Source organism: Ketobacter sp. GenoA1, assembly GCF_003671475.1.
In the GTDB taxonomy this organism is placed as follows: Bacteria; Pseudomonadota; Gammaproteobacteria; order Pseudomonadales; family Ketobacteraceae; genus Ketobacter.
This window is the reverse complement of sequence record NZ_RCHM01000009.1, coordinates 269,082-293,428: the sequence shown is the minus strand read 5'-3', so window position 1 is coordinate 293,428 and position 24,347 is coordinate 269,082. Positions and strand designations below refer to the sequence as shown.

At 50.6% G+C, this 24,347-nt stretch carries 17 protein-coding genes, 1 tRNA gene and 1 pseudogene; 10 read left to right on the top strand and 9 right to left on the bottom strand.

Going from position 1 to position 24,347, the window contains the following annotated elements; translation table 11 throughout:
- Window positions 1-39 precede the first annotated feature (39 nt).
- Window positions 40-660 (top strand): glycerol-3-phosphate 1-O-acyltransferase PlsY, encoded by a 621-nt coding sequence (gene plsY / locus D9N13_RS02685; RefSeq protein WP_317622454.1) that lies wholly within the window; start codon window positions 40-42, stop codon window positions 658-660.
- Here plsY and tsaD read toward each other — a convergent pair.
- Entirely contained in the window at window positions 657-1,682 is a 1,026-nt protein-coding gene (gene tsaD, locus D9N13_RS02680) for a tRNA (adenosine(37)-N6)-threonylcarbamoyltransferase complex transferase subunit TsaD (RefSeq protein ID WP_290585511.1), read from the bottom strand. The two genes, plsY and tsaD, sit on opposite strands and share 4 nt — an antisense overlap.
- Window positions 1,683-1,862: 180 nt before the next feature.
- Here tsaD and rpsU point away from each other — a divergent pair, with 180 nt between their 5' ends.
- The 6 genes from rpsU (at window position 1,863) to D9N13_RS24290 (ending at window position 7,459) form a co-directional block, all read left to right on the top strand.
- On the top strand, window positions 1,863-2,078 hold the full coding sequence (gene rpsU / locus D9N13_RS02675) for a 30S ribosomal protein S21 (protein ID WP_290582128.1): 216 nt from the start codon (window positions 1,863-1,865) through the stop codon (window positions 2,076-2,078).
- A gap of 105 nt (window positions 2,079-2,183) precedes the next feature.
- On the top strand, window positions 2,184-2,630 hold the full coding sequence (locus D9N13_RS02670) for a GatB/YqeY domain-containing protein (protein WP_290585508.1): 447 nt from the start codon (window positions 2,184-2,186) through the stop codon (window positions 2,628-2,630).
- An 11-nt stretch (window positions 2,631-2,641) separates the two neighbouring features.
- Entirely contained in the window at window positions 2,642-4,510 is a 1,869-nt protein-coding gene (gene dnaG, locus D9N13_RS02665; protein ID WP_290585506.1) for a DNA primase, read from the top strand.
- 144 nt (window positions 4,511-4,654) lie between these two features.
- Window positions 4,655-6,544 carry an RNA polymerase sigma factor RpoD gene (gene rpoD / locus D9N13_RS02660; RefSeq protein WP_290585504.1) on the top strand — a complete coding sequence of 630 codons (1,890 nt, stop codon included), beginning with the start codon at window positions 4,655-4,657 and terminating at the stop codon, window positions 6,542-6,544.
- 51 nt (window positions 6,545-6,595) lie between these two features.
- Window positions 6,596-6,672 (top strand) — tRNA-Ile (locus D9N13_RS02655).
- A 349-nt stretch (window positions 6,673-7,021) separates the two neighbouring features.
- On the top strand, window positions 7,022-7,459 hold the full coding sequence (locus D9N13_RS24290) for a very short patch repair endonuclease (RefSeq protein WP_290585502.1): 438 nt from the start codon (window positions 7,022-7,024) through the stop codon (window positions 7,457-7,459).
- Here D9N13_RS24290 and D9N13_RS02645 read toward each other — a convergent pair.
- From D9N13_RS02645 to D9N13_RS02610, 8 genes and pseudogenes are all read right to left on the bottom strand, one after another.
- Window positions 7,430-8,581: a restriction endonuclease gene (locus tag D9N13_RS02645; RefSeq protein ID WP_290585499.1), complete on the bottom strand. Its 1,152-nt coding sequence runs from the start codon at window positions 8,579-8,581 to the stop codon at window positions 7,430-7,432. The genes D9N13_RS24290 and D9N13_RS02645 overlap by 30 nt on opposite strands.
- Window positions 8,582-9,565 carry a DNA cytosine methyltransferase gene (locus D9N13_RS02640; protein WP_290585497.1) on the bottom strand — a complete coding sequence of 328 codons (984 nt, stop codon included), beginning with the start codon at window positions 9,563-9,565 and terminating at the stop codon, window positions 8,582-8,584.
- A gap of 26 nt (window positions 9,566-9,591) precedes the next feature.
- Window positions 9,592-11,529: a DUF1998 domain-containing protein gene (gene drmB, locus D9N13_RS02635; RefSeq protein ID WP_290585495.1), complete on the bottom strand. Its 1,938-nt coding sequence runs from the start codon at window positions 11,527-11,529 to the stop codon at window positions 9,592-9,594.
- A 3-nt stretch (window positions 11,530-11,532) separates the two neighbouring features.
- Window positions 11,533-14,901, bottom strand: a complete 3,369-nt coding sequence (locus D9N13_RS02630) for a helicase-related protein (protein ID WP_290585492.1) — start codon at window positions 14,899-14,901, stop codon at window positions 11,533-11,535.
- Between the two features lie 2 nt (window positions 14,902-14,903).
- Window positions 14,904-16,622, bottom strand: coding sequence for a nuclease-related domain-containing DEAD/DEAH box helicase (locus tag D9N13_RS02625; RefSeq protein WP_290585490.1), 1,719 nt, complete (start codon window positions 16,620-16,622; stop codon window positions 14,904-14,906).
- A complete protein-coding gene (locus tag D9N13_RS02620; RefSeq protein ID WP_290585488.1) occupies window positions 16,619-19,957 on the bottom strand; it encodes a DrmE family protein in 3,339 nt (1,112 codons plus the stop codon). The genes D9N13_RS02625 and D9N13_RS02620 overlap by 4 nt, the downstream gene beginning before the upstream one ends.
- A gap of 20 nt (window positions 19,958-19,977) precedes the next feature.
- A pseudogene (locus D9N13_RS02615) lies at window positions 19,978-20,189 on the bottom strand (helix-turn-helix domain-containing protein).
- A gap of 310 nt (window positions 20,190-20,499) precedes the next feature.
- Window positions 20,500-21,285, bottom strand: a complete 786-nt coding sequence (locus D9N13_RS02610) for a spirocyclase AveC family protein (protein WP_290585486.1) — start codon at window positions 21,283-21,285, stop codon at window positions 20,500-20,502.
- Window positions 21,286-21,641: 356 nt separating this feature from the next.
- Between D9N13_RS02610 and D9N13_RS02605 the strand changes: the two genes are divergently transcribed.
- The 3 genes from D9N13_RS02605 (at window position 21,642) to D9N13_RS02595 (ending at window position 24,309) form a co-directional block, all read left to right on the top strand.
- A complete protein-coding gene (locus D9N13_RS02605; RefSeq protein WP_290585484.1) occupies window positions 21,642-22,289 on the top strand; it encodes a TetR/AcrR family transcriptional regulator in 648 nt (215 codons plus the stop codon).
- A 354-nt stretch (window positions 22,290-22,643) separates the two neighbouring features.
- The gene (locus D9N13_RS02600; protein WP_290585481.1) at window positions 22,644-22,778 is read left to right on the top strand and encodes a hypothetical protein; all 135 of its coding nucleotides are present in this window, start codon (window positions 22,644-22,646) and stop codon (window positions 22,776-22,778) included.
- Window positions 22,771-24,309, top strand: a complete 1,539-nt coding sequence (locus D9N13_RS02595) for a nitric oxide reductase activation protein NorD (RefSeq protein WP_290585479.1) — start codon at window positions 22,771-22,773, stop codon at window positions 24,307-24,309. The genes D9N13_RS02600 and D9N13_RS02595 overlap by 8 nt, the downstream gene beginning before the upstream one ends.
- The last annotated feature ends 38 nt before the right edge of the window (window positions 24,310-24,347 follow it).

Below are 24,347 nucleotides of genomic sequence, written 5' to 3'. Positions count from 1 at the left end.
ACTTGAGCACACCCGGCTTAAATGAAACAATGAGCGCCCATCCACCCGGGAGACTGTGTTCTGGAAAGCCTGTTAGCCATTGTTCTATGGATTTTTTCCTACCTGCTGGGGTCCATATCGGCCGCCATTCTGGTGTGCCGGCTGTTCGGCTTTGCTGACCCCCGCTCCGAGGGCTCCCACAACCCCGGCGCCACCAACGTGTTGCGGGTGGGCAACACCTTTGCTGCCGCACTGACGCTGGTGGGGGATGTGGCCAAAGGCGTGGTGCCCGTGATCATTGCCCGCCGCCTGGGCATGCCGGAAAGCATGGCGGCACTCTGTGGCTTCTGCGCCTTTCTGGGCCATCTGTATCCGGTGTATTTCGACTTTCGCGGCGGCAAAGGTGTAGCCACTGCAATGGGAGTGCTGGCCATTCTGCATTGGCCTTCCATGCTGGTGGTGGGCGCTATCTGGCTACTGGTTTTTTTCAGCACCCGCTTCAGCTCTCTGGCCTCCATTGCTGCCTTTTTTCTGGCGCCCCTGATCATGCTGATCACCCACCCGGAGCTGTTTCACCCCATTTTGGTATTGAGCCTGATGCTGTTGTTCCGCCACCGGCACAACATTCTGCTGCTGATCAAGGGGCAGGAGCAGGGCTTCCGCCTGCCCCCAAAAGACTAGCCTGATAATTCAGACAGGGGCCAACGGGCCCGCACCTGCACATTGAGATTGGATTCCACGCCCGCCAGCAAACGCTGGTATCCCGCATAGGCGATCATGGCGCCGTTGTCGGTGCAATAACGCAACTGGGGGTAAAACACGTCGGCCTTTTCTTTGGCAACCATCTCGGCCAGCTTCTGTCGCAACAGCGTATTGGCACTGACACCACCGGCCACCACCAGCCGGCTGGCGCCGGTCTGACGCAGCGCACGGCGGCATTTCAGGGCCAGAGTATCCACCACCGCATCCTGAAACGCCCAGGCTATATCCGCCACATCCTGCTGCGTCAGACCACCCTCCTGCCCGGCACAATCATCCCGGGTGTTAAGGGTAAAGGTTTTCAAGCCACTGAAACTGAAATCCAGTCCAGGCCGGTCCACCATGGGGCGAGGGAACTGAAAACGGCCGCCGACACCCAGCTCGGCGGCCCGCGCAATGGCCGGCCCACCGGGATAACCCAGCCCCAGCATCTTGGCGGTTTTATCAAATGCTTCCCCGGCGGCATCATCCAGGGATTCCCCCAGGATTTCATAGCGGCCGATGGACTCCACATTAACCAACTGGGTATGGCCGCCACTCACCAGCAATGCAATAAAGGGAGCCTGGGGCGCGGGATCCTCCAGCAATGGCGCCAACAGATGGCCCTCCATATGATGCACGGGAATAGAAGGCATGCCCCAGGCAAAGGCCAGGCTCTTTGCCAGCGCGGCCCCCACCATAAGAGCCCCCACCAGGCCGGGCCCGGCGGTATAGGCAATGGCATCCAGATCCGATTGCGCACAACCGGCCCGCTGCATCACTTCATCAATAAGGGGGATCAATTTGCGCACATGATCACGGGAAGCCAGTTCCGGCACCACCCCCCCGTATTCCGCGTGCAACTCGATCTGGCTGTACAGGGCATCCGCCAGAATACCCTGCTCACTGTCGTAAATCGCAACACCTGTCTCATCACAGGACGTCTCAATGCCTAGAATTCGCACAAATTTCGCCTAATCCGTTTAATCAACAACCCCCGCAGGGAGAATTCCACGCAGTTTACCAAAAACCGGCTTTGCATTTAGCCATCAATGCCATTAAAATGCGGCACCCTTATGGCCACAGGCCTAGTAAGAACTGGTTTTTGTACCGTAAACAGAATTCATAAGTAAGGTGATTTGTTAATGCCTAATGTAAAGGTTAAAGAAAACGAGCCATTCGACGTAGCCCTGCGTCGCTTCAAGCGTTCCTGCGAAAAAGCGGGTGTGTTGGCGGAAGTTCGCCGTCGCGAGTTTTACGAGAAGCCCACCCAGGTTCGCAAGCGTAAGCAAGCCGCCGCCGTCAAGCGTCACGCCAAGAAAGTGGCTCGCGAACAGATCCGTCGCAAGCGCCTGTTCTAAGCCCCATTACGCTGCAAATACCTTACACAAACGCCGGCGGGCTTGCCCCGATCCGGCGTATTGTTGTTTTATTAGCTTTCTCTTTTGACCAGAACGGAAATCACCATGTCAGACATCAAAAGCAAACTGAACGATGCCGTTAAAGAAGCCATGCGCGCGAAAGACAAAGAGCGCCTGGCCACCCTGCGCCTGGCCACTTCGGCCCTGAAACAGGTGGAAGTAGACGAACGCATTGAGCTGGACGACACCCGCGTGCTGGCGATTCTGGATAAGATGGTGAAACAGCGCAAAGATTCCGTAGAACAGTTCACCCAGGGTGGGCGCGATGACCTGGCCCAGAAAGAACTGGCGGAAATTGAGGTGCTGAAAGGATTCCTGCCCGCCGCCATGAGCGAAGATGACGTTGCCGCCATCATTCAGTCTGCCATCGCGGAAACCGGGGCCGAAGGCATGAAAGACATGGGCAAAGTCATGGCCGTGGTGAAACCCCAGGTTCAGGGGCGTGCCGATATGGGCGCGGTCAGCAAGAAGGTTAAAGAGCTGCTGGGGTAATCCCCGCCCCCATGGCCGGCCGCATACCCGAAACCTTTATCGATGATGTTCTTGCCAGAACCGATCTGGTGGAACTCATCGACAGCTATGTGCACCTGAAACGCACCGGCAAAAACTACTCGGCCTGCTGCCCGTTCCATCAGGAGAAAACCCCTTCTTTTACCGTCAGCCCCGAAAAGCAGTTCTATTACTGCTTTGGCTGCGGTGCCAGTGGTAACGCCATCGGCTTTCTGATGGATTACACCCGCCTGGGGTTTGTGGAATCCATTGAAACCCTGGCCCGCAACCTGGGCCTGGACGTGCCCCGTGACGAGGATTTCAGCCAACCACGGGAGAATCACCAGCCGCTGTTTCACATTCTGGAAGCGGCCACCGCCTTTTACGAGCAACAGTTACGCAATCCCAAAACCCGCGAACGCCCGGTGAACTACCTGAAACAACGGGGCCTGTCCGGGCAAACCGCCAAACAGTTTCGCCTGGGCTACGCACCCCAGGGCTGGGACAACCTGATCAACGCACTGGGCAAAAGCGATACCGACCTCAACCACCTGATTAAAACCGGGCTATTGATCGAAAACGATCAGGGGCGGCGCTACGACCGCTTCCGCGACCGGGTGATGTTCCCCATCCGCGACAGCCGCGGCCGGGTCATTGCCTTTGGCGGCCGGGTGATGGGGGATGACAAACCCAAATACCTGAACTCACCGGAAACCCCGGTATTTCACAAAGGGCGCGAACTTTACGGCCTGTATGAAGCCCGGCAGGCCAGCAACAAGATCCGCCGCTTTGTGGTGGTGGAAGGCTACATGGATGTCATCGCCCTGGCCCAGTTCGGCATCCCCTACGCCGTGGCCACCCTGGGCACCGCCACCAGCCGCGACCATATCGAGACACTGTTTCGCCACAGCGAAGAGCTGATCTTCTGTTTTGATGGCGATGAAGCCGGCCGCCGGGCGGCCTGGCGCGCACTGGAAAACGCCCTGCCCACCGCCCGCGATGGACGCCAAATCAAATTTCTGCTGCTGCCGGAAGGGGAAGACCCCGACACCCTGGTGCGGCAAAACGGCAAAGACTACTTTGAAGGCCTGCTGGACGAGTGCGACACCCTGTCGGAGTACTTTTTCAAGCACCTTGCCGCCGAGGTGGATACTCGCACCATGGATGGCCGCGCCCGCCTGGCCAGCCTGGCCAAACCGCATCTGGAACAGCTGCCGGCCGGCGTGCTGCAACAGCTGATGCTGAAACGGCTGGGGGAGATCACCGAACTGGAAGACATCCAACTGGCAGCGCCGGTAGCCGCCAAGGCAGCGCCCCCCCGGCAAGCGGATGAATTTGCAGACTATTCAGAGTTTGAGGGGTTGCATTCTGATCAGCCACCCCCATATCACGACTACGATGGGGAATCTACAGGCTCCGGCCCGTCAAGATCGCCCCGCCCCAAGCCCGTCAGACGGCAGGCCCTGGATAAAAACAAGAAGCGGGACGAGATCTCCCTGGTGGATGCCACCATCCGCATGCTGCTCAATGCACCACGCCAGGCAACCGGCTTGACGCTGCCGGACGAACTGCAGCAATTGCAACTGCCGCGAATGGAAACTTTACTGGAACTGTTTGAATTTATTAAACAAAAGCCCGATGCATCCACCGCAGCCATCCTTGGCCACTGGCAGAACCGGGATGACAGCGACACCATTTTCAAACTGGCCGCCAAAGAGTTTCTGCTGCCCAACGACGAGCAGGGCCCCGAACTTGGCGACGCAATACGACGACTTTATTTACAGAAAGTGGAGCAGGATCTGGATCAAATCATCGCCGAAGGCGTCAAAGACAAGACGAGATTCAAAGAGCTACTACACTTACAGAAAGAATTGTCCAAATAATCACCATTTTACCCAGCCTGAGTGCGGCCACACCGCTGATCAGACACCACCAAGAGGCCTGAAATGTAATCAGATATCAATTATTACAAACTCCCGACAAACTCAGTGGGCTGCCAGTGGCAACGGCAACCCGTACCCTGTATAATGCCGCGTTCTTCGCGCACCAGACGGAATGGGCATTTCATGACCTCCAATACTGAACAGCAAAAGTCCCAGCTAAAACAACTGATTACCAAAGGAAAGGAGCAAGGCTTCCTGACCTATGCCGAGGTGAACGATCACCTACCGGCCGACATCACCGATCCCGATCAGATCGAAGATATCATTGGCATGATCAACGACATGGGCATTCCAGTGCACGAAGTGGCACCGGAAACCGATGAATTGTTGCTCAATGACAATGCCACCAGCCCAGATGAAGACGCTGCCGAAGAGGCCGCCGCTGCGCTGGCTTCCGTGGAAAGCGAACCTGGCCGCACCACCGATCCCGTGCGCATGTACATGCGTGAAATGGGTACCGTGGAGCTGCTCACCCGGGAAGGCGAAATCGTTATCGCCAAACGCATCGAGGAAGGCATCCGTGAAGTGATGCATGCCCTGGCCTACTGGCCCGGCTGCATCGACACCGTGCTGGGGGAATATCGCCGTGTTACCGAAAACGAAGAAGGCCGCATCTCTGATGTGATTGCCGGCTTTATTTCCGAGCATGACGAAATCGCCGCGCCCACCCCCATCAATCAGCAACCGGAAGCCAATAAAAACGATTCCGACGATGATGATGACGATGACGACGATGACGACAACTCTGCTGACAACGACATCGATCCCGAGCTGGCGAAAGAAAACTTCGACGAGCTGGAATCCCTGTACAAAAAGTCAGAAGCCGCCATCGCCAAGCATGGCCGTGAATCCAAGCGCGCCGAAACCGCATTGGGCAAACTGGCAGACCACTTTGTTACCTTCAAACTGGTGCCCCGTTTATTCGAGCAGGTGGAAAGCGAAATCCGCGACACCCTCACCGCCATTCGCGCCTCGGAACGCACCATCATGAACAACTGCATCCGGCTGGCCAAAATGCCGCGGAAAGAGTTCATCAAAAGCTTCCCCGGCAACGAGGTGGATCTGGAGTGGATTGATCCCCACATCAAAGCCGGCAAGCCCTACTCTGAAGGCCTGGCCAACGTGCGCCCGGAAGTACTGCGCGCCCAGCGCCGCATGGTGCAACTGCAGGAACACATCGGCCTGACCATTCCTGAGATCAAGGAAGTCAACCGCCGCATGTCCATTGGTGAGGCCAAAGCCCGCCGTGCCAAGAAGGAAATGGTGGAAGCCAACCTGCGTTTGGTAATCTCCATTGCCAAAAAGTACACCAACCGTGGCCTGCAGTTTTTGGATCTGATCCAGGAAGGCAACATCGGCTTGATGAAAGCGGTGGACAAGTTCGAATATCGCCGTGGTTACAAATTCTCGACCTACGCCACCTGGTGGATTCGTCAGGCCATCACCCGCTCCATTGCGGACCAGGCCCGCACCATTCGTATTCCGGTGCACATGATCGAAACCATCAACAAGCTGAACCGGGTATCCCGCCAGATGCTGCAGGAAATGGGCCGCGAGCCCACCCCTGAAGAGCTGGGCGTGCGCCTGGAAATGCCGGAAGACAAGGTGCGTAAAGTTCTGAAGATTGCGAAAGAACCCATCTCCATGGAAACCCCCATCGGTGATGACGAAGATTCGCACTTGGGTGACTTTATCGAGGATGCCACCATCGATTCACCGGTGGATTCCGCCACCATCGAAGGCTTGATGGAAGCCACCCGCGACGTACTGGCCGGCCTCACCGCCCGTGAAGCCAAGGTACTGAGCATGCGCTTCGGGATCGACATGAACACCGACCACACCCTGGAAGAAGTGGGCAAACAGTTTGATGTTACCCGCGAGCGTATTCGTCAGATCGAAGCCAAAGCACTGCGCAAACTGCGGCACCCCAGCCGTTCCGAACACCTGCGCAGCTTCCTGGATAGCGAAAACTAAAAGCGTTTGGCGCCATTATCGAATCCTCGTATAATGGCGCCCTCTTCTTTGGGGCCCGTAGCTCAGTTGGTTAGAGCATCCGACTCATAATCGGCAGGTCGACAGTTCAAGTCTGTCCGGGCCCACCATCTTCATGCAACATCTAACTTATGTGTTGTTGAAACCATAAAGTGGCCGCATTGGCCAAACTTGGGTCGCAAAATGTCCGCCTTTTTGCGACCGAATTCAGCTAAGTAGTGGACATTAGCGAGCTCGCGGTTTCGGACCTAAGATTGCATTTTTACCACACTCATTATGCGTGATCTAAAAAAATCAGAGAGTTATGACTCTTCTTGCTTTCCGTCCCTGAGTCTGAGCTCATGATTACAAACGTCGACCCCCCTATACTAAGAGTAACTTTAGTTGATTTGATGCTGCCTCGACCGTAGAGCCAACTCATAATTGCCCTATCAAGGCTACCAATCGATATGTAAAGTAATGACAGACGTACTTACAAAAGAACAACGCTCGTATTGCATGTCCCAAATTCGGGCCAAGAACACAAAACCGGAGGTTATTCTACGCAAAGCTCTATGGCGTATGGGATGGCGCTACCGGATAAACAACAAGCTTCCGGGAAAACCGGACTTAATTTATCCATCTTTGAAAGTTGCGATTTTTATTGACGGCTGCTTCTGGCATAAATGCCCAAAACATTACCAAGCACCGAAGTCCCGAGCATCCTTTTGGGAAAAGAAGATTCAAGGAAATGTAACTCGGGACCAAAGGAACAATGAATTACTTCAATCTGATGGCTGGTTGGTAGTACGTGTTTGGGAGCACGAAATCAAAGAGTCGTTAACCGATACCGTAAAATACATTTCGGAAATATTGTCATCTTGCAGGTCAAATAGTTTCCAGCCAACGTCTAGTTGAATCCGCAGAGCCGAGTCGGCTTTTCAGTATATTCACGATATCGATAGCAGTTATAAGAACCACTGGATGACCATCTTCTTTCAATTCGGAATAGGCTTGGGCACTTAGATACGACGTAGTGACAAGAATGCCGAATTGTCGGTGACGCAAGCGGGATAATAATCTGGAAAGTTCTTTTACCCCGACACCTGAATCAGGCTTGTAACACTTTGCCTCCAGGGCAAACTCAACATCAATTGAGCCTGGACCAATACCAATGCGATAACGCCCAATAGCGTCTCTGCCTCCATCCCGCCAGGGTCTGGTTATCTCACAGTCACCGATATCCGGCATCGAAAGACGTGCTATTTCAACGGCACAAGTCTCAAAGTCTACAGGGCTATCTTTGTACTTTTCGTACACCAGCGACAATAGTTTCAAGCCGTCTTTATCTCGGGGTAATTGCTGCTCCTTGCTTCTTATTTCAATAGTATGAGGGGAATATAACGGTGTAAATTTCCGATTTTTCACCCAGTCTAACCAAACTCCAGGAGCATGCCTGGAAGTAGACGTATCCCCTTTCTGTATATCATCAATCCATTCCCGCTTTACTACCGGCACATCCAACACCGTGAAAGTTGCACGGTAATTTTGAAATCGAAGATTTTCCGTTCCCGTGGACCTCCAGATTGCAACCAAGTCATCATCCGGCCCCAGGTTTTGAGCACCCGGTACAGCCAAGCCCAGGAATCTAACATCCCGATATTCTCCTGTTCCACCAAACAGCAATATCGGCGGGAAATGACCAAAACAATCGGTTCTATGTCGAGCATCAAACAAGTTGCGTAATATTAGATTACCTTGCCTTGGGGTATCGTGAATTTCCCGAACTGACTTATTGTCGCCATAATAAATAAACAACCCTGTTTCAGTATTTAAATGATCCGGCCAATCAGGATCATTAAGGTTCGTCTTTAAAACCAGAAGTTTCAACGTTTCGATACCAGGCCGCTTTCCCAAATGCCGAAAGCCTGCTCCATTGTCTACACCCAGAAGACTGGGCAAAGGATCATCAGATGCATTGCCATTTCTGGAGCCACTGTAAACACGATCAACCACCAAGTCTTCACGAGACAAGTCCATTTATGAAGCCAACTCCACTTCACTCAATTGAGTTTGGTAAATTTTCTTAAAAATTATTTCCATAACTGGCGAGCAAACACCATTACCGCAAAGCTTGACTTTGTCCCGCCTGTTTCCATGAGGAAGTAGATGCTTGGAGCCAACCCCCATTGCCTTCATTAACTCCGGCGGTTGAAGCATTCTCAAAAACGGAGTACTTCCCTGCCAGGTTACAAGTCCAAACCTGTCCAACGTAGTAATTGTGCGTAGCGGTGCATCCAACGACTGCCAACCTCCCGCATAATCGGAACCGTAATACACGATAATAAAATCCTTTTTCCGTCCAAGTTCCTTCATGGCCCGCTCAGCCCTTTCAATAGTCGCCTTAGCTCTGCCAGTTTTGTACAGCGGAGTGCTTTTGTAGTTTCCAGACCAGTCAATGATTGATCTGGCGGTCTTTTCACTCCGCTGATGCAGCCTATACAGGTCATCCGCCGTTATTACCGAGCCCCCCCTGTCACAAACCAAAAACATTCTCTTTCTTGACTGGGGTGTGCCAAAGTTAGCTGCATTTAGCAGTAGATCATTAACCTGATAGTCATATGATTTAATTGTTGAAATCAACTCGTTGTGGCGCTCCCATTGTTTCATCCGGTTTACGTTTTCAACAATTAACCAGCGTGGATTCATGGCTTCAATCCAGGGAATGATTCCAATCGCTGTTTCCCGACTCCTCTCACACTTTGGTTTGGCACCACGAGCAATCGAATGTGACGTACATTCCGGCGAAGTTAACAACACATCGGGAGAATGGCGCCTTGCCAGGACTTTTGGCTTTAACTTTTCGATAGGAGAACAAATAACTTCCGCATCCGGGAAATTACTCTTATATGTATCCGCCGCCAAACCCCAGGCATCAACCGCAAGGAGTGGTCTAGCACCTGCCGTCACAGCCCCTCTGGCACCAAATCCGCCTCCGCAGAACAAATCAACAAATGTCAGCATATGTTTTAATTCCACCATATATATCTTTATGCATGAATAAGATCCGAAAAATAACCACCTTGTGGATTAGCTTCAGATCCTACAATCAAAGCCCGATCCAATACTCTGTTTCCAAGCTCGCATGCTGTTTCCGGCAAAAGTGTGCAAGCATGACAGGCTGCGAGATTTAATCCGTAATACCCCTGCCCCTCACTTTCAAGGCATAGAGGGTCGGAAGCACAAAACTCTGCATTTTTAACCGCAGCAAGAATTGTTGCCTCCAGGTTCCCGCTCTCCCCTTGCCTGACCAGCCCACCAAGACTACCTTCAGAATCTCCGCCAGCCGTATATATAAGAATTCCACACATATTCCGGTCCACGTCATTTGATACGTAAAGCCTTTCTTTAAGTGTTGAACTGTCATAACCACAGTCAAAGCTTAGTTGCCGGATAACCAGATGTGAAAGGGTATGGGCCAGGAGCAATCTGGAACTATAAGGCCTGAACTCAGTCCCTCTTTCGGAACATACCCTGGCCCATTTATCATTAATCAGGTCAATTCTTTCTGCGATGTCAGAATGAGTTCGCTCCCAGATACTTAGTTTATTTTCGCTCAACTCCAAATAAATCCCCTCGCCATTAGAGGACACGGCAGGCAACCAGGAAAGTTCTTTTTTGGAAAGCGCAGCCAACCGGCTTAGATCGCCATCATATGGGGTAACCCTTGAGAACCCTACTAAAGCCCGTGTTTCTCGAAGCCTGGGGATCAGCACCACCTCGCTGAAGTAGTCTCGAACTACATATGAATAGTCCGAAATTTTAGTCTTTTTGATATCAAACTCGTCGCGCTCGGTTGGCGCAGGGCGAGGACCAAGGAAAGCCTGGCGTTCGGTATACCGATAGGCCGACTCAGTTTGCTCCGCTGTTCCAGACCACACTTCAGGGTGAAGATATTTTTCTGTTATCGCTGCTGCAAAAACTTCAGCCTCGATACCATACTTTTTTGCCTTGGAAGAAAACATGTTTGCTGAGATCACAGGCTCCCCGTTAACCCGGATATTATCGAGAACATCACAAATTTCATTCCATATACTCTGGTTATCCAGAATTCTGTGCAATGTTTCAGAATATGGGGGAATTAATATTGAACTAACCACGTAAGGGAAATAGACGTTTGATGCCCCCCGTTGTACAACCTGAACCGACTCCTGACAGTTCGGATCCTGAGCCTGCGGGCCCAACCAAGGCCGCTCACCGCTACACGACAGGCCCGTTGCTTCCGAAAACGTGGAGGGATTAAAAGCTCCTTTCATCGTTCTGTATGATCCACATTTCGAGCATTCTACTTTTATACCTTCAAGCCCAGCTCCTCCGGTTGATACAAGGAAAAGCGTTCCAGGTTCATGTCCGCATTCTTTTTTGTCACCGTGGGCCCATTTGCTCCAGGGAAAATCGGAAATATGTCCATGAGCACATGCAACAATAAATCGCACAGGTACCAACCGGGGCCGACGGTTTAGTGGAAGCGCACTACAGGGTTGTGTATTTGACTTGGCCTGACGGCGAAATTTGGAGTTCTTACATCTCAAGTCTTCATTTTTCGCATTACTGGGACTGTTCCATGGGACATACTGCATTGACCTGCATCGGGGGCAAAAATGCCAATTTGGGAAACGCACAAATGGTGTATGTGCAGTTATAACCGGCCCGTTCAAACCGGAGAAGCCACGTTCGGAAAGCTCCGGGGCTTCCGGTGGCATATACAGTCCGCTTACATCTTTTCCCAGCTCGTGTGAGAGCCTGGCTTGAAGTCTTGGTTCCGATAAGCACGTTGCTTCCTTCAAATACGCAGCGGCTTCAGGCTGCATTTCAATTGTCCATGCATCAAGCCCGGCAGCCATCAACGATTCATCAGGAAAATCGATAATGGCACCGACACCAAACGGCACAACACCCTGACTCCTTCTGAACTCTGGTCTTGCCACAATTTATTCTCCTGAATCGGGATAAGTTTGAAGGACTTTGGCGGAACAGGTCGCATCGACACTGCGCATACTGGTAAGAACAGGAAATGCCTTCCCTTCAAAATCTTCGTTTACATTCCGGCCAAGTGGGTACATCAACGTTTGCGTGGTTGGAGTGCCTGCCATCTGACCAAACTCCTGTGGCAAATAGTCTCTCCAATCCTTAAATATTCCTGATAGCTCCCTTAGCGCATCTTCGTACTCATCCGTGTCAACCCGCTGAACTCTATCCAGAATGACTTTTACCAGCTCATCCTGCACATCCGGATATTTGGATATATCTCCAGGCACCCTCATTCCGGTTATAAGTCTTGCCAACGCGATCACCATTCCTGCAAACCCACGGGATCTGGCCGGAGCGGAAAATGGCGTAACGCTTGTTGGCTCCACATAACGATAAATTGCCTGATGATAGCCAACAAACTGTTCATAGTGAGATCGGTCCCTGCTGCGCGCAGGGTTATACACTGTGACCACCAATCCGGGAAACCCACGGCCAACCCGACTGGTCGCCTGAATATATTCAGCGGTTGACTTGGGCTGACCGGCAACCACCATCAATCCAAGTCGTGAAACATCAACGCCAACAGAAATCATATTTGTTGCTAGCAACATATCGACTGGCCATGGACTATTTTCAGTCTTGGGCCATTTTCGATTCAGGCAATCAAGTATTGAAGGAATCTCTTCAGCGGTTTTCCTGCTTGTTAATTCCTCCACATTGGGGAACCTTCGCCGATACTCTTTCTCAATATTCTTTCTGGAGCAAAGATTGAAATGATGTTCAGGTATGTCGCCTGTAGACATAGTGACTGCGTGTCCAAGCTCTCTCAGGCTATTAAAATACCAAAGCAGAGTTGCGTACTTGTCAGCGATCTCCGGCGGCTGAGTGTCGGGAGGTTCCGGCATCACCGCCTGGAGCAAGGGGGAAATAACGCGAACCTGCGCAGTGGCGTGGGATTTTACCGCGGTTCCGAACACTCCCACATAAAGCCTGCCGGCGGCTTCCTGGTCTTCATACGCAAAATAGGAGTCCCCAGCATCCAGACCTTGTGGCGGAAATTCAAAGCGTTCTTTGGCGTACAGGCCATTACATTGTTTTGCGGATTGCCGGATGGTTGCTGTTGAGGCAACAATCTTCGGTGTCTTTCCATTCCTGGAGCAAAGCCTGTCAATGACAGTTTCGTAGAGACCAACGATGGTACCTAATGGCCCTGATATCAGGTGTAGCTCATCCTGAATAATCAGACTGGGGGGGGCGCTAAAATCATCGGTTCCAAAAATACGCCCCGTTTCAGGAACCCAGGCTAACTGTGCAAACTTATCCACTGTACCAAGCAACAGTGTCGGAGGATTTTCATAGATATCATCGTCAATGACTACAACCGGTAGTCGGTTTGTACTGGAATGCCACCGACACCCCGGATTACCACATCGAAAAATAACCGTATCATCGCTATTCGCAGACAGTGGTTCTTTTCGATACCCAAGCCAACCTCTTTTATCAAGTGAGGATCGGCACCAGGGACACCTCAATAGCTGGAAGGGGTTTTGAGCCCCAGGTGTGGCCGTTAATTCATTAAGCCTCTTAACAGCATCTTTACGTCGGTTTGGTGACAGTCCCATACCAACCCATAAGCCAATTGTAATGGGCGCCTCGCCAAGATCAGCCCCAAGATATTTATCCAGTCGCAGTGATTCCAATGCCGTAATCAACGCAGCAGCCCGTTGAAACTGTTGAGCTGTCAGTAGTCGGAGGGTATAACGCATTAATACCGCGACACCCTTGTCCTCAGAATCAGCCAGCCTGCGCATGCAGATAACGAATGCCGCCAGACCAAGATATGCCTCCGTTTTACCTCCGCCAGTTGGAAACCATATTAAATCGACCAGTTCCCTGTCAGGATGATCACTTTCAGAACAGCAGGCTATGTTCATTAGCACAAATGCTAACTGGAATGGTCTCCATACAGGGTCGCTTTCACCCGATACGCGATAATCTTCCGGAAGATCCAAATAAGTGTTGTCAGGATCTAAATCCTTCTGGAATCTCGTTCTTGCCTGCTGAATTAACATTGCCCGATTGGCCAATCTAAATGCCAACATCGCATCGCTATTTGATGAGAGGTATTCAATACCTTCCTTGATTCGCTTTAAGCATTCCCTACACTTTTCCAAATTTCCTGTCGCTGGTATTTGATATTGATCCGATAGGCTATTCTCCTGTTGATCCTGCCTGGCAATAATCCAGCTTTCATAGTCTTTTGCCAGGAGGCCAAGATTCCCAATAATATCGCTATCAGACGAATCACCTTCTGAAAGGCTACGCATTGACAGATCAAACTGATTGGCAAAAAGTGCCTTCTCTCTAGGCTTTACCGGCTTAATATCGCACGAAGGAAGAAAATCAGACCAAACTTGTTTTGCGACAGTCTTGTCGTTGGGATCTGTTGTCCAACCTGTGCCGCATCCATGCCCCAACGCGAAGGAACGTTTATCCCGATAAAGCATGTCCAATATCGCAAGCTCTTCATCTTCTGAAATACCACCCGCACGATCTATAGGATGGAAAACCGAAGCACCATTAGCCTCAGTTACGGACAACTCAACCTGAAAGAAAGCTGCGTTAAATGGCGGGGGAGAGTCTGCTCCACCCTTGTGCTGATTAATCAACGCTAAAGAGATCGAAGCTTTATTCCCCTTCTCAGGTCTAATGCGGACATTAAGCTTCAACATGCCATCTGTGTTTTTTACATCATGATTGAATACTCGATTTTCCAAAGATCCGGCAAGATCAATTTCGACCGTGTCCTGAATCGGCACCCGCCTGTAATTTGCCTCTTCACGAGTATCCGGAAATAACGAGCCATCCGCCTTTTCCTGGCCAGCCTTTGGATGACGTTTTTCAATTTTCTCTGTCTTATATTTACCAGCACTGATATCAACCAGAATTTTGCATCCCAAAGAAGCCTTGACAGTAATGCCTGCTGCTGAAGGGCTGAATTCATTTGCCAGATTGAGGGGTTGCTCTTCCAGCGAAGTCGCATCCCTCGTTTGCTTGCCGCCCTGTTTTACTTCCACCAAAGGACTATCATCCAGAGATGAGTCAGCATTCGGCACGCTATCTTCATCTTCCGCAGCATCATCTTCCAACTGATTGATTACTGATTTTTGCGGGAATAGCACTCCTGTTGAATAAAGCTGTAACGGTGATACATCGAGTAATTCACATTGCCGAAGCTGATCATCCGTGGACTCAGGGCCGAACAATTCATCGGTCATGAACTTCAATAACTTATTGCGATAGTTTGAATATTCAAGATCGCTATTCATTTTTATCCCTCTACTAAGCTCAAACGACGATCCACATGTTCCTGTCTACAAATAACGTAAGCAGCCGTGCGGGCCCGGGTAAGAGCAACGTAAAAATTTGCAACCTGCCATTCATTCATTTCCCTTTCCGGCAGGTCACCAATAATCACTATTTCTGATTCAAGCCCTTTAAACGCAGGAATAGAAGCGGCGGGAATTGCTCCCATTGGAATATCATCGTTACCACCATCGAGCACATGAACCTTTTTTCCGATAGATGAGTAACCACCTGCATAGAATGCTTCTGATGGCGCAAAAAATGATAACAAAACAATATCACTGGGATCGGCCCCCTCTGATATTAATTGGGTTATTAATGACATCGAAACTTTGTGATCGGTTTTCGCCCCATGAATGGTTCTGTAGTCTACTGGCGCGATAAATTGGCGCCTGCACTTGGGGGGCGTGGTTCCTGTAACCATCGCTGCCTCTCTGGCAATTGTCACAGGATTTCTCATATTAATGCTTAGTTTCAGGTTCATCGCCCGGGATGACAGGTGAGAATACAAGCTATCTTCAAGCTTGTTATACACGCTGGCTTGCAAAGCGGTATCCAGAAACATCACCCATCTTCCCCCGAACATTCCCTCATTCAAAAACCAATCCAGCGCATTCATAACATCCGGTGCTAACACATCCTGAGCTTCATCGATCACCAAAACATCATAGGGATTCAGCTCGCCAGTCTCAGTGGCAGTTATGGCCGCCTCTTCTGCCATGGCCAGAACTGCTTTAAACTGCTTCCCCTCTGGAATTTGACCTGGAAACGCTTTACCCACTAACTGGTACAATATTCCCCAGATAGTGCGCAAAGTAATATTCTTGTGTTTTGCAAATTCCTGTTGTTGTAATTGCAAGGCCAGATTACGGTTGAAGCAGAGAAACAATACACGCAGTCCACTTTGAGCCAACCGTCTGGCAGCCTCTGCAGCAAGAACAGTTTTACCCGTACCTGCGGCCCCTTCACAAATTACCCTCGGATTACCCGGATGCAGGAGCGTTTCCAGGGATGAGTATTGCTCATCGGAGAGGGACAACAGTTCATTATGACTTTCTCTTATCAGGCTTGTAATTCCGGGCACCAAGTCAAAATCAGCACGAAAACTATGGACAATGGCTTCAATATCCCGCCGCGATAAAGGCGTTTGAAATTTTCTGCCTCTACTTGCTTCATGCGCCAGGGTATATTCCGCAAGCTTTATCAAATAGTCAGAAACCGGGAGCTCTTTGTCTCTCTCGTCAAAAATACACTCCTGGTCCCATTCGGGGTCCTGTTCAACAAACTGCACATCAGGAAACATAACCCCCCAACCAAACGGTACACGCCTGATTAAGTTCTTTCCAAGTCTGGCGCGAACCTCATGCAACAACGTGCCTCTTGCAGATTGAGCCTGCTTGAACGGCCCTTCCATTGATGTATAAGACTTACCGGGCCAGCCTATCGTCCACGCTCCATCCCGTCTGCTAACATGACCGCCCTTGACTTCTAGACAATACACCCCAAGCGGGCCAATTATCACAAAATCACATTCCGCATAGCTCTTTCTTTTATGGCGTGCCAAACCAAGCGAATGCAGTATCACATGCCCATCCAGAGCCGGGTCTTCCGCCAACTGGTTGAATACCCACTGCTCAGACTTTGTCGTATCAGAATGGGGCCGGAAGGGAAGCATTCGGCTCATGTTCCTGCCTCCAGAAATCCGTCATGAATGGAGCGAACCCCCAGCAAAGACGCATCAAACCTGGCGGGTTCATCAATGGCAGATATGGAAAGAACCCTGTAACGGATTTTCCTTCCATTAATTTCGATAAATGCACTATCACCCAGGCCACTTAGAGACGCAGTAGAAAGCTGAGCCACCAGGAAATGCCCGGCTTTTCTCCTGGCCCTATAGACTGTGTTTACGTGTTTAAGAATGTTATCTGCCAGCTCTTTGGAATTATCGATGTCTGCACATAACAGGATGCTGGGAATGGTTTGAGATGGATTTTGGGGAGCCACAGTTTTTGTAGTAAAAAGCCATGACACCAAAGTGACGCGAGCCCTGTCTATACCATGGCGAGACAATTCGTTTTGCATTTTGTCAAGGTCATAGTCATTTGCCTCATAGATCTTCTGTAGAGCATTACGCCAAAGGCTGGACTGTTTTCTAGTGGCTCCATCATCATCAAGAATAGCATCGGCCAACTCGTCAACTACATCCCCCAATGCAGGATCATCAGGGAACGCTAACACATCTCCTGGTTCCAGCAGTTTTGTACTCTTCCACAAGAGTTTCTCTGCGTCAGACTCACTGAGTTCGGCAGTATTTAGTGCTCCGCCCAATATTTCGTTCAAACATACAAGCTTTGCGTTATCAGCGAACAGGGCATAGTGTTGGCCATCATTAAAAAACATTAGACGCCCAAGAACCTGCGTTTGCCTGCCCTGACCAACGGTAGATGAACTCATGTGTTCACGTACAGCAGACTCCAGCCAATCATCACCTTCAGGGGGCTCATCCTCGTGTTCATCTACGTTCAAACTGGATTCGGGGACTTTAATATCCCTTGGCACTGAGGGAGGATTTCCTGCTTCCGGGTTTTTCCTGGAAAAAGACTTCCAGCTCTCCTGTGTTTTTTTATCAAGATAGATAAATGTTTTTTCCAGCTTTCTGGCTTGCTTTGACGAGCGTTGGCACTCAAATTCATATAGCATGTGTATTTGAACACCAGACCAACCACCAAGTCGCAGGTGGAGCATTTCTTTGCGCCCAAGCCATCCAGGCACCAAAAGCAATTCAACGTTTTCTAACGATTGCAAATCATGCACTGGAATCAACTTAATCTTGCTATGCGCCAGGTTTAACTCCCTATTTGAAAATGTCTCCGCAACGGAACGGGAAGCAACCGCGATATGGCATGTTTTATAGTCCTTTATAATTTCATACAGGGCTTGCGCTTTTGGGTTTTTCTCTTTGACAGCTTTGAGAAGCTTGTCACTGGCAGATTCCAGATTGTTGATATCCTGGTCATACATTCCCATTGCGGCTGCGTGTTGTGCCAGACTTCCAAGAACATGAACCAAATGCTTATCAGAAATATCATTTCCCATAGGAGGGTAAGTTGATATGTGCTTTAAGACTGTTTCCGCACTAATGGCAAAGGATAAAAGGGCCGAGTCCTCATCGAATGCGCGCAGCTTGATTTTCTGGGCAATTTGATAAAACTCGTCCAACTCCGCAAACTCAACAAAATGAGTTACTAACCTGACATCGGATGCCCTGTTTTGCCTTTTCACATACTTGGCAAGAGGCCCTCTGCCAATATCAGTGATAGAAATCGGGTTTGTCGCAGTCGAAATAGGGTCGACAGCTTCAGGCTGAATAAACCAAACAGATTCATCCTTACTTTCAGGGTAAGATCCTGCCCGCGTATCAACCCGGGAAATTACGATTACTTTCATATCAGGGTTGTATTGTCGGCACCTCTCTTTCAGCGCCTCCATCGCAACATGATCCACAGCCCGGTCTACAATCATGTACTGAGGTTTGGGAGAGCCCTCAACCCTGTCACGAAGTATACTTTCAGCCACATCCAGGCTACTACACACAATCATTGTCGGGTCTACAACCGACGTTTCCGATCCCAAAGCAGACCTGTTTACACGACTTCGGTATTCAATCGTTATGAGCTCATCGAGCCTGCGGCCGTAGGGGCAGATGGTCTCGAGATAAGCGAAAAAGTCTGATCGTGTCGTTACATAAAGAACGGATGTTTGCGTATCTGCAGCATGAAATTTATGAACTGCCGTTTGGCTGTCTTCTTCTACTGTCGATAGCCAGCGTTCTAACTGTTTTTTAGTCGCAAAGGTAACTTCTTTGCTATTTGCCGGTTCAAGCAACAAGGCTTTTTCAGATGGTATATGTACTTTTTTATTGTCATCACCCTTAAGCCTCACCATTGGCAACTCGGAACCATCCGGGGCCTTATAGGGATCAGCCATCATCACGTACCGAAGGGTGTGTCCATCTCTGAATGCAGCCAGCGTTCCTGGAGTTGGTATAGTGCTCTTTTTCTCAGAGCCCACTTCTTTCAGAACACAGGCAGCTGCTGACAAAAATCCGCATGGCCCGACATCCGGCAGTACTATATTACGTGTTTGATTTTGTTCTAATGAAGAGTCAAGGCAGCAGGAAACAACAGCTTTTAACAATAATGTAAGGTGATTTTTGGAGTCTTCGTCCTGCCAGTATACACGGGTTATAAAAGGCCATTTCTCGGCAGCATGATCTATTAACCGTTTCCATGGAAGCTCACCAAACACAAACCCATACATGTTTTCGATAACATGTATATCATCCAAAAAGCCAACGTATCCCTGGCTATCATTTATTACGTCGTCTTCAAGACACACGTATCGTAGAGCCGCTTTTGCCCAATATCCCGCTTCTGAGGATTCATGTGCTATCTGACACAATCCCAAAAGTTTGTTGGCAATTGAGGGAAAATACGCTGTGTGATGGATTTCAGAGAACTCTGTTGCAACTCCTTCCGCAAAGGCCTTTAACTGGTCCAGATCCTCGTTTTCAGCTTCTGCAAGCTCAATAATCAGATCATCCATTCGTTTCTGTTCTTCAGGTGATATAAATTTATTAATCGCCCTGGCACCCAGCATTCCAAGAAGAGTCTCCACAGTTCGATCTGTCAGCCAGCATATATCCATGAGCACATCCTGGTTTCCACTTTCCAACTGCTGAACCAAGGTTACAAACAAACTGATCGCAGACCAGGATGTCCGGGCAACCTCTTCATTAGACGGGTGTGCTATGCGAAATTGTGCATTTATCCAGACCCAGTCCCGAAGCAAATAAGGCTCTGAAACGGCATATTGAGTAAGTAGGCGTATGGCCCTGGAGATACGGTGATAAAATTCAGGAGTGTCACATTCCGGGCTCCAGGACGTATCCCACTGCTCAAGCGCACCATGAAGTTTTGTGGTGTTGATCCTGTAATCAGTCCTGGTCGCCGTCTTCATCCCAATTGCATCCCATCTTTTTATTGTTCTAAGCGATTACAAAACTCCAGAAGATCACCTACGTCGCACTGAAGCAGACAACAAAGCTTATCCAGGGCTTCCAGATCGATTTTTTGCGCCATTTCCTTGTACATTAGCGTCGCGGTATCCGGCTGAGGCCGGTTTCACGAAAAACGTCGAAGATCTTCATTTTTCGCTCCCCCATCAAGCGAGCGAGATGGCAACGTATCATGGCCGGGTCCCACTGCACATACAATTAGCTCAAATCATAGCCCAATTACCTGTATGAATTAAAGATTACATGAAATACTTTCTCTTTAACGAGAAAAGGAGTGCAGGTCACCGAAAGTTGGAGCTTCAAAGTAGATTCCTACTCCTCCAGGTAGGCGAGCCTCCGCAAACTAATTGTTAGTGATTTTTACGCACTACATCGATTCTTTCATATTACAGGATAATGGGATGCTTTTACTGATAGCACCCCCAAAGGAATAACGTTTACGCTGCAGCGGTAAATTGAAGTTGCTAGGCAACTTTGCCACAGACTAAAGCGGTTGGTTCGGCACACCTGGGAACAACTGCTCACTGGGGCCCACTGTTACCAACCCCATAAGTTTGGTGGCAAGATGTGGCGCAAACACGGAAAGATAAACAGCGTGGCCAATGGCAATGAACGCTGCAATAGAGAGCAAAGAGGCGCGCAGGCGGCTTTGTGTTTTCGAATCTGCCCATACTTCAACTATCGTGCGGCCCTGAAAATCGGTTCGCCCGAGAAGATAGGTGAACGCCATCACCTGCACCCCCATTGCAATGGAGTCATACCAGGGGTACTGATGCTTGGTGCCGGGCCAGAACGCCAGCCCTTCGATGACGTAGCCGTAGTAGAACACGCCAAGGCGGGCGCCAAAACCCGCGTTGAAGACAAAGGCCCACAGGGTGCCCAGAACGAAACCTACCAGAAGCAATGTGCCAGGTAACCGCCAACTAAGGCTCCCGCTGATCCGGTGCCCAAGATAAGCAGCGATCACGGTGGGTAAAATGAAATAAGCAATGTATCCAGGTGGAACAGCTGACGGGAGCCCGCCCCAGGTCATGTTCAAGGGCCACCAAGATGGCATGCGCGGCAGCTCGGGTGGGAATTGCGCGTATACGGCCCAATCATAAGGTGCCTCAATCCAACTGAAGGACAAAGCGGAGATACTCACCAGCAGGAGCGGATGGAGCCGGCCTCGCTGCCAGCTCAACCAGATTCCAATCGCAAAAAAGGCTATCCCGCCCAGATAGGCAAAGCCAACTCCGATTTTCAAAATCAGGGGTAATTCAGACATCATTGATCTCTCTTCCGCTCTGAGGAACCACGGGCCTGGGGATCAAATCGAAACACCAGCCCCACAATCAACGCTATTAACCCAAACAATGTGCCCAGCATTATCACAGCACCCAAGGCCTTACCCCCCCAGTGACAGATTATCTGTCTCAGACATCACTTTAATTTCAGTAACCGCTTTAACTAATGTGCAACGCGATTAGTTACATTTGACTGACGAGTAAATCATTATTTTACTTTACAGTCAAAAAATATTACCGGCCAGTTGAAAACTAATTTTGAAAGCTATGATATTCTTGCGCAGGATTTGGCAATGCCCTGATATCCAGATACCCGTTTTGTATTACAGCGAGAATCACATTGACAACCACTCCCTCAAAATCCCCCACCAAAGCTGAGCGGCGACGCCTTGCCATACTCGAAGCAGCGGAGCGCTTTTTTGCACGCTATGGCTACAAAGCGACGCGCCTTGAAGATGTAGCGGAGGATTTGGGGCTGACACGCCCGGCACTGTTCTATCATTTTCCCGACAAGCAAGCGCTTTACCAGGCAACGCTTGCAAATGCATTTGGATCGCTGGCCAATCAGCTGGAAGAAGCCTTGACCAGTGCCGGTACTATTGTCGAGCGGTTTGAACAGGCTACCAACGTTTTGGTGGATGAAATTGCGCGGCGGCCTTCACTTGGAAGGCTTATCCTGCGCTATGTAACGGATGAAAACGAGCAGCAGCAACAGAGTATCTATCCCGAATCCAACCGGCTCATTCAGGTCGCATGGGCATTGTTCGATCAAGGATGTAAAAGCGGAGAGCTCAAACCACTGCATGGGCATCCGCTGCATGCCGCAAGCGTGGTAATAGGCAGTACTGTGTTCTTTGCATCCGCTATCACCAAACTGATTCCAAATAGCGACTTTGATCCACTATCAGCAGAACACATTGCTGCCCAGAAAAGTGAAACCCTGCAAATCGTACGTTTCCTGCTGGGAGTGCCGCCCGCTACGGTTTAATGACCTACCCTGAACATGCAACTGCCGGCGCTGCTGGCTTGCTGCGGTCATTGAACAACGCGGGCACCGCATTCACCCCCCCTCTACATACACACAACCCTGCACCCCGGCGCTGATCAAGTGTTCTTGGATCTGATCACTTGGGCCTGATCTGTTGTGGAAGCTTTATGAAACGGGGCGCCCAGGGGAGCATCACCCTAATTACATTTTACTTGTGAGTAAGCCACTAAATCCGTAGAGTATGTTTTAAGATCGCTGTGCAGAGTCTGCGATGGCCTTCCCTTACGCTCATAACTGCTTGAATACCAACCAGTTAGATAACAAGAACCAATCCATGCTGAGGAGAATGACGCAATGTGGTACTTGATCTGGGCCTGGCTGATCCGGCTGGGTTTGGTATTGGCGGATGGATTCCCTGGTGACTTTTTTACCCATGCTGGGGGCTTTCTAGCCCATCAGGAACGTTGCTGGAGAGGTGCCCGTGGCTGAGAACTCAAAGCAAGATCAGGCAAACCGGGTGGAACGCAGCTGCATGCTGGTTGCGGCCGCGTTATCGGGCGGGGGTTGTCAACGGGTGCGCTTGGTTTCCGGTGAGCAACGCGCCTTTGCCACGAACCACCGCCGCACAGAGCTCTATGTACCCTATCCTGCCCAAACCCCAGGCTGGACGCTTCGAACCTGGACCTGTGGCATCGCCCTGCAATGCGCCCCGTCCAAACAACGACTGGAGTCATTCTCGCTTGCGGCCTTAACCGAGCGGCAGGCGGCGGCGCTGTCGCGGGTGGAGGGCGGCGTCGCCCTGGGATGGCTTGGCAATCATTGGCCGGGCCTGGTTGGGGAAGTAAAGCGATTGCTGCCAGACCTGGAAGCGCTGGATGAGCACATGACAGGTGTCGAGATGCTGCAGCGGGCGATCGCGTTGGCGAAAACCCATCAAGCACTCCTCACCCACCCGGTACTGGGTTCGCTGCCGAAGGGCCTGGCGGGTAAACAAGGCATCCTGGCTGCACTGCAACGGGCCCAGGCTCGGGCACCCTGGTCCATCAACAAAAGGTATATTTCCCCAGGGTACGAATCCATTCCGGCGGGAGGAGAAAGCAATATCAAAAGTTCCAGATTGCCTTCTGCCAGCAGGCCGGAAGAAGACGATATCGAGATACGCGCGGATCAACGCGCTGGCATCCCCTACCCCGAATGGAATATGTGGACCGAGCAGTTTCTCAAGAATCATGTTGCCGTACTGGAGCGCAAAATCAAAACGACACAAAGAACGGCTAAACCGGTTTCCGTAGAACTTCGCAGGTGGTTTGAAGAACACACGCACCGGGTCATGAAAAATCGGCTGGAGGATGGTTCCGATCTGGATATCGAACAATACATACGTTATCGCGTCAATCTGCTCACGGGCATGCAAACCGATGGCCGCCTGTTCCGCGATCTGCAGCCGGCTTTTCGCGACGTGACCACCGCGTTGTTACTGGATGGCAGCGCCTCGTTAAGTGCCGGTGGTGGGGATGTTTTCAAACTGGAACTGGCTTGCGCCGATGGCCTCTGTAACGCCATGGCACTGGCCAAGGAACGGCACGGCCTGTTCGTGTTCAGCGGCAAAACCAGGCATCGGGTAGACATCACCTGCCTGAGGGATTTCAAAGATGCCTATTCGGTTGCACCCGGTGAGCTGGGCCTTAAAACCGGCGGCTATACCCGTTTAGGCGCCCCTCTCAGGCATCTGACCAACCGTCTGCTGGAACAAAAGTCTGAAAGACGATTACTCATCATTATTGGAGATGGGCTGATATCCGATGAAGGTTATGAAGGACGTTACGCCTGGGCGGATTCAGCCCATGCGGTTACCGAAGCCGAAGAGGCCGGGGTATCCACGTTCTATATCGGCGTGGGGCAAACAAAGGTTGACCCCCTTCCTGATGTGTTCGGCCCAAGGCGATCAACCCGAATACGTAATATCGAAGCGTTACCCGGGGTGTTGGCACGGGTCCATCGTGAACTGGTTGCCGCCTAGCCTTAGGGGCATCAGAACTAAAACCACAGCATTAAAAA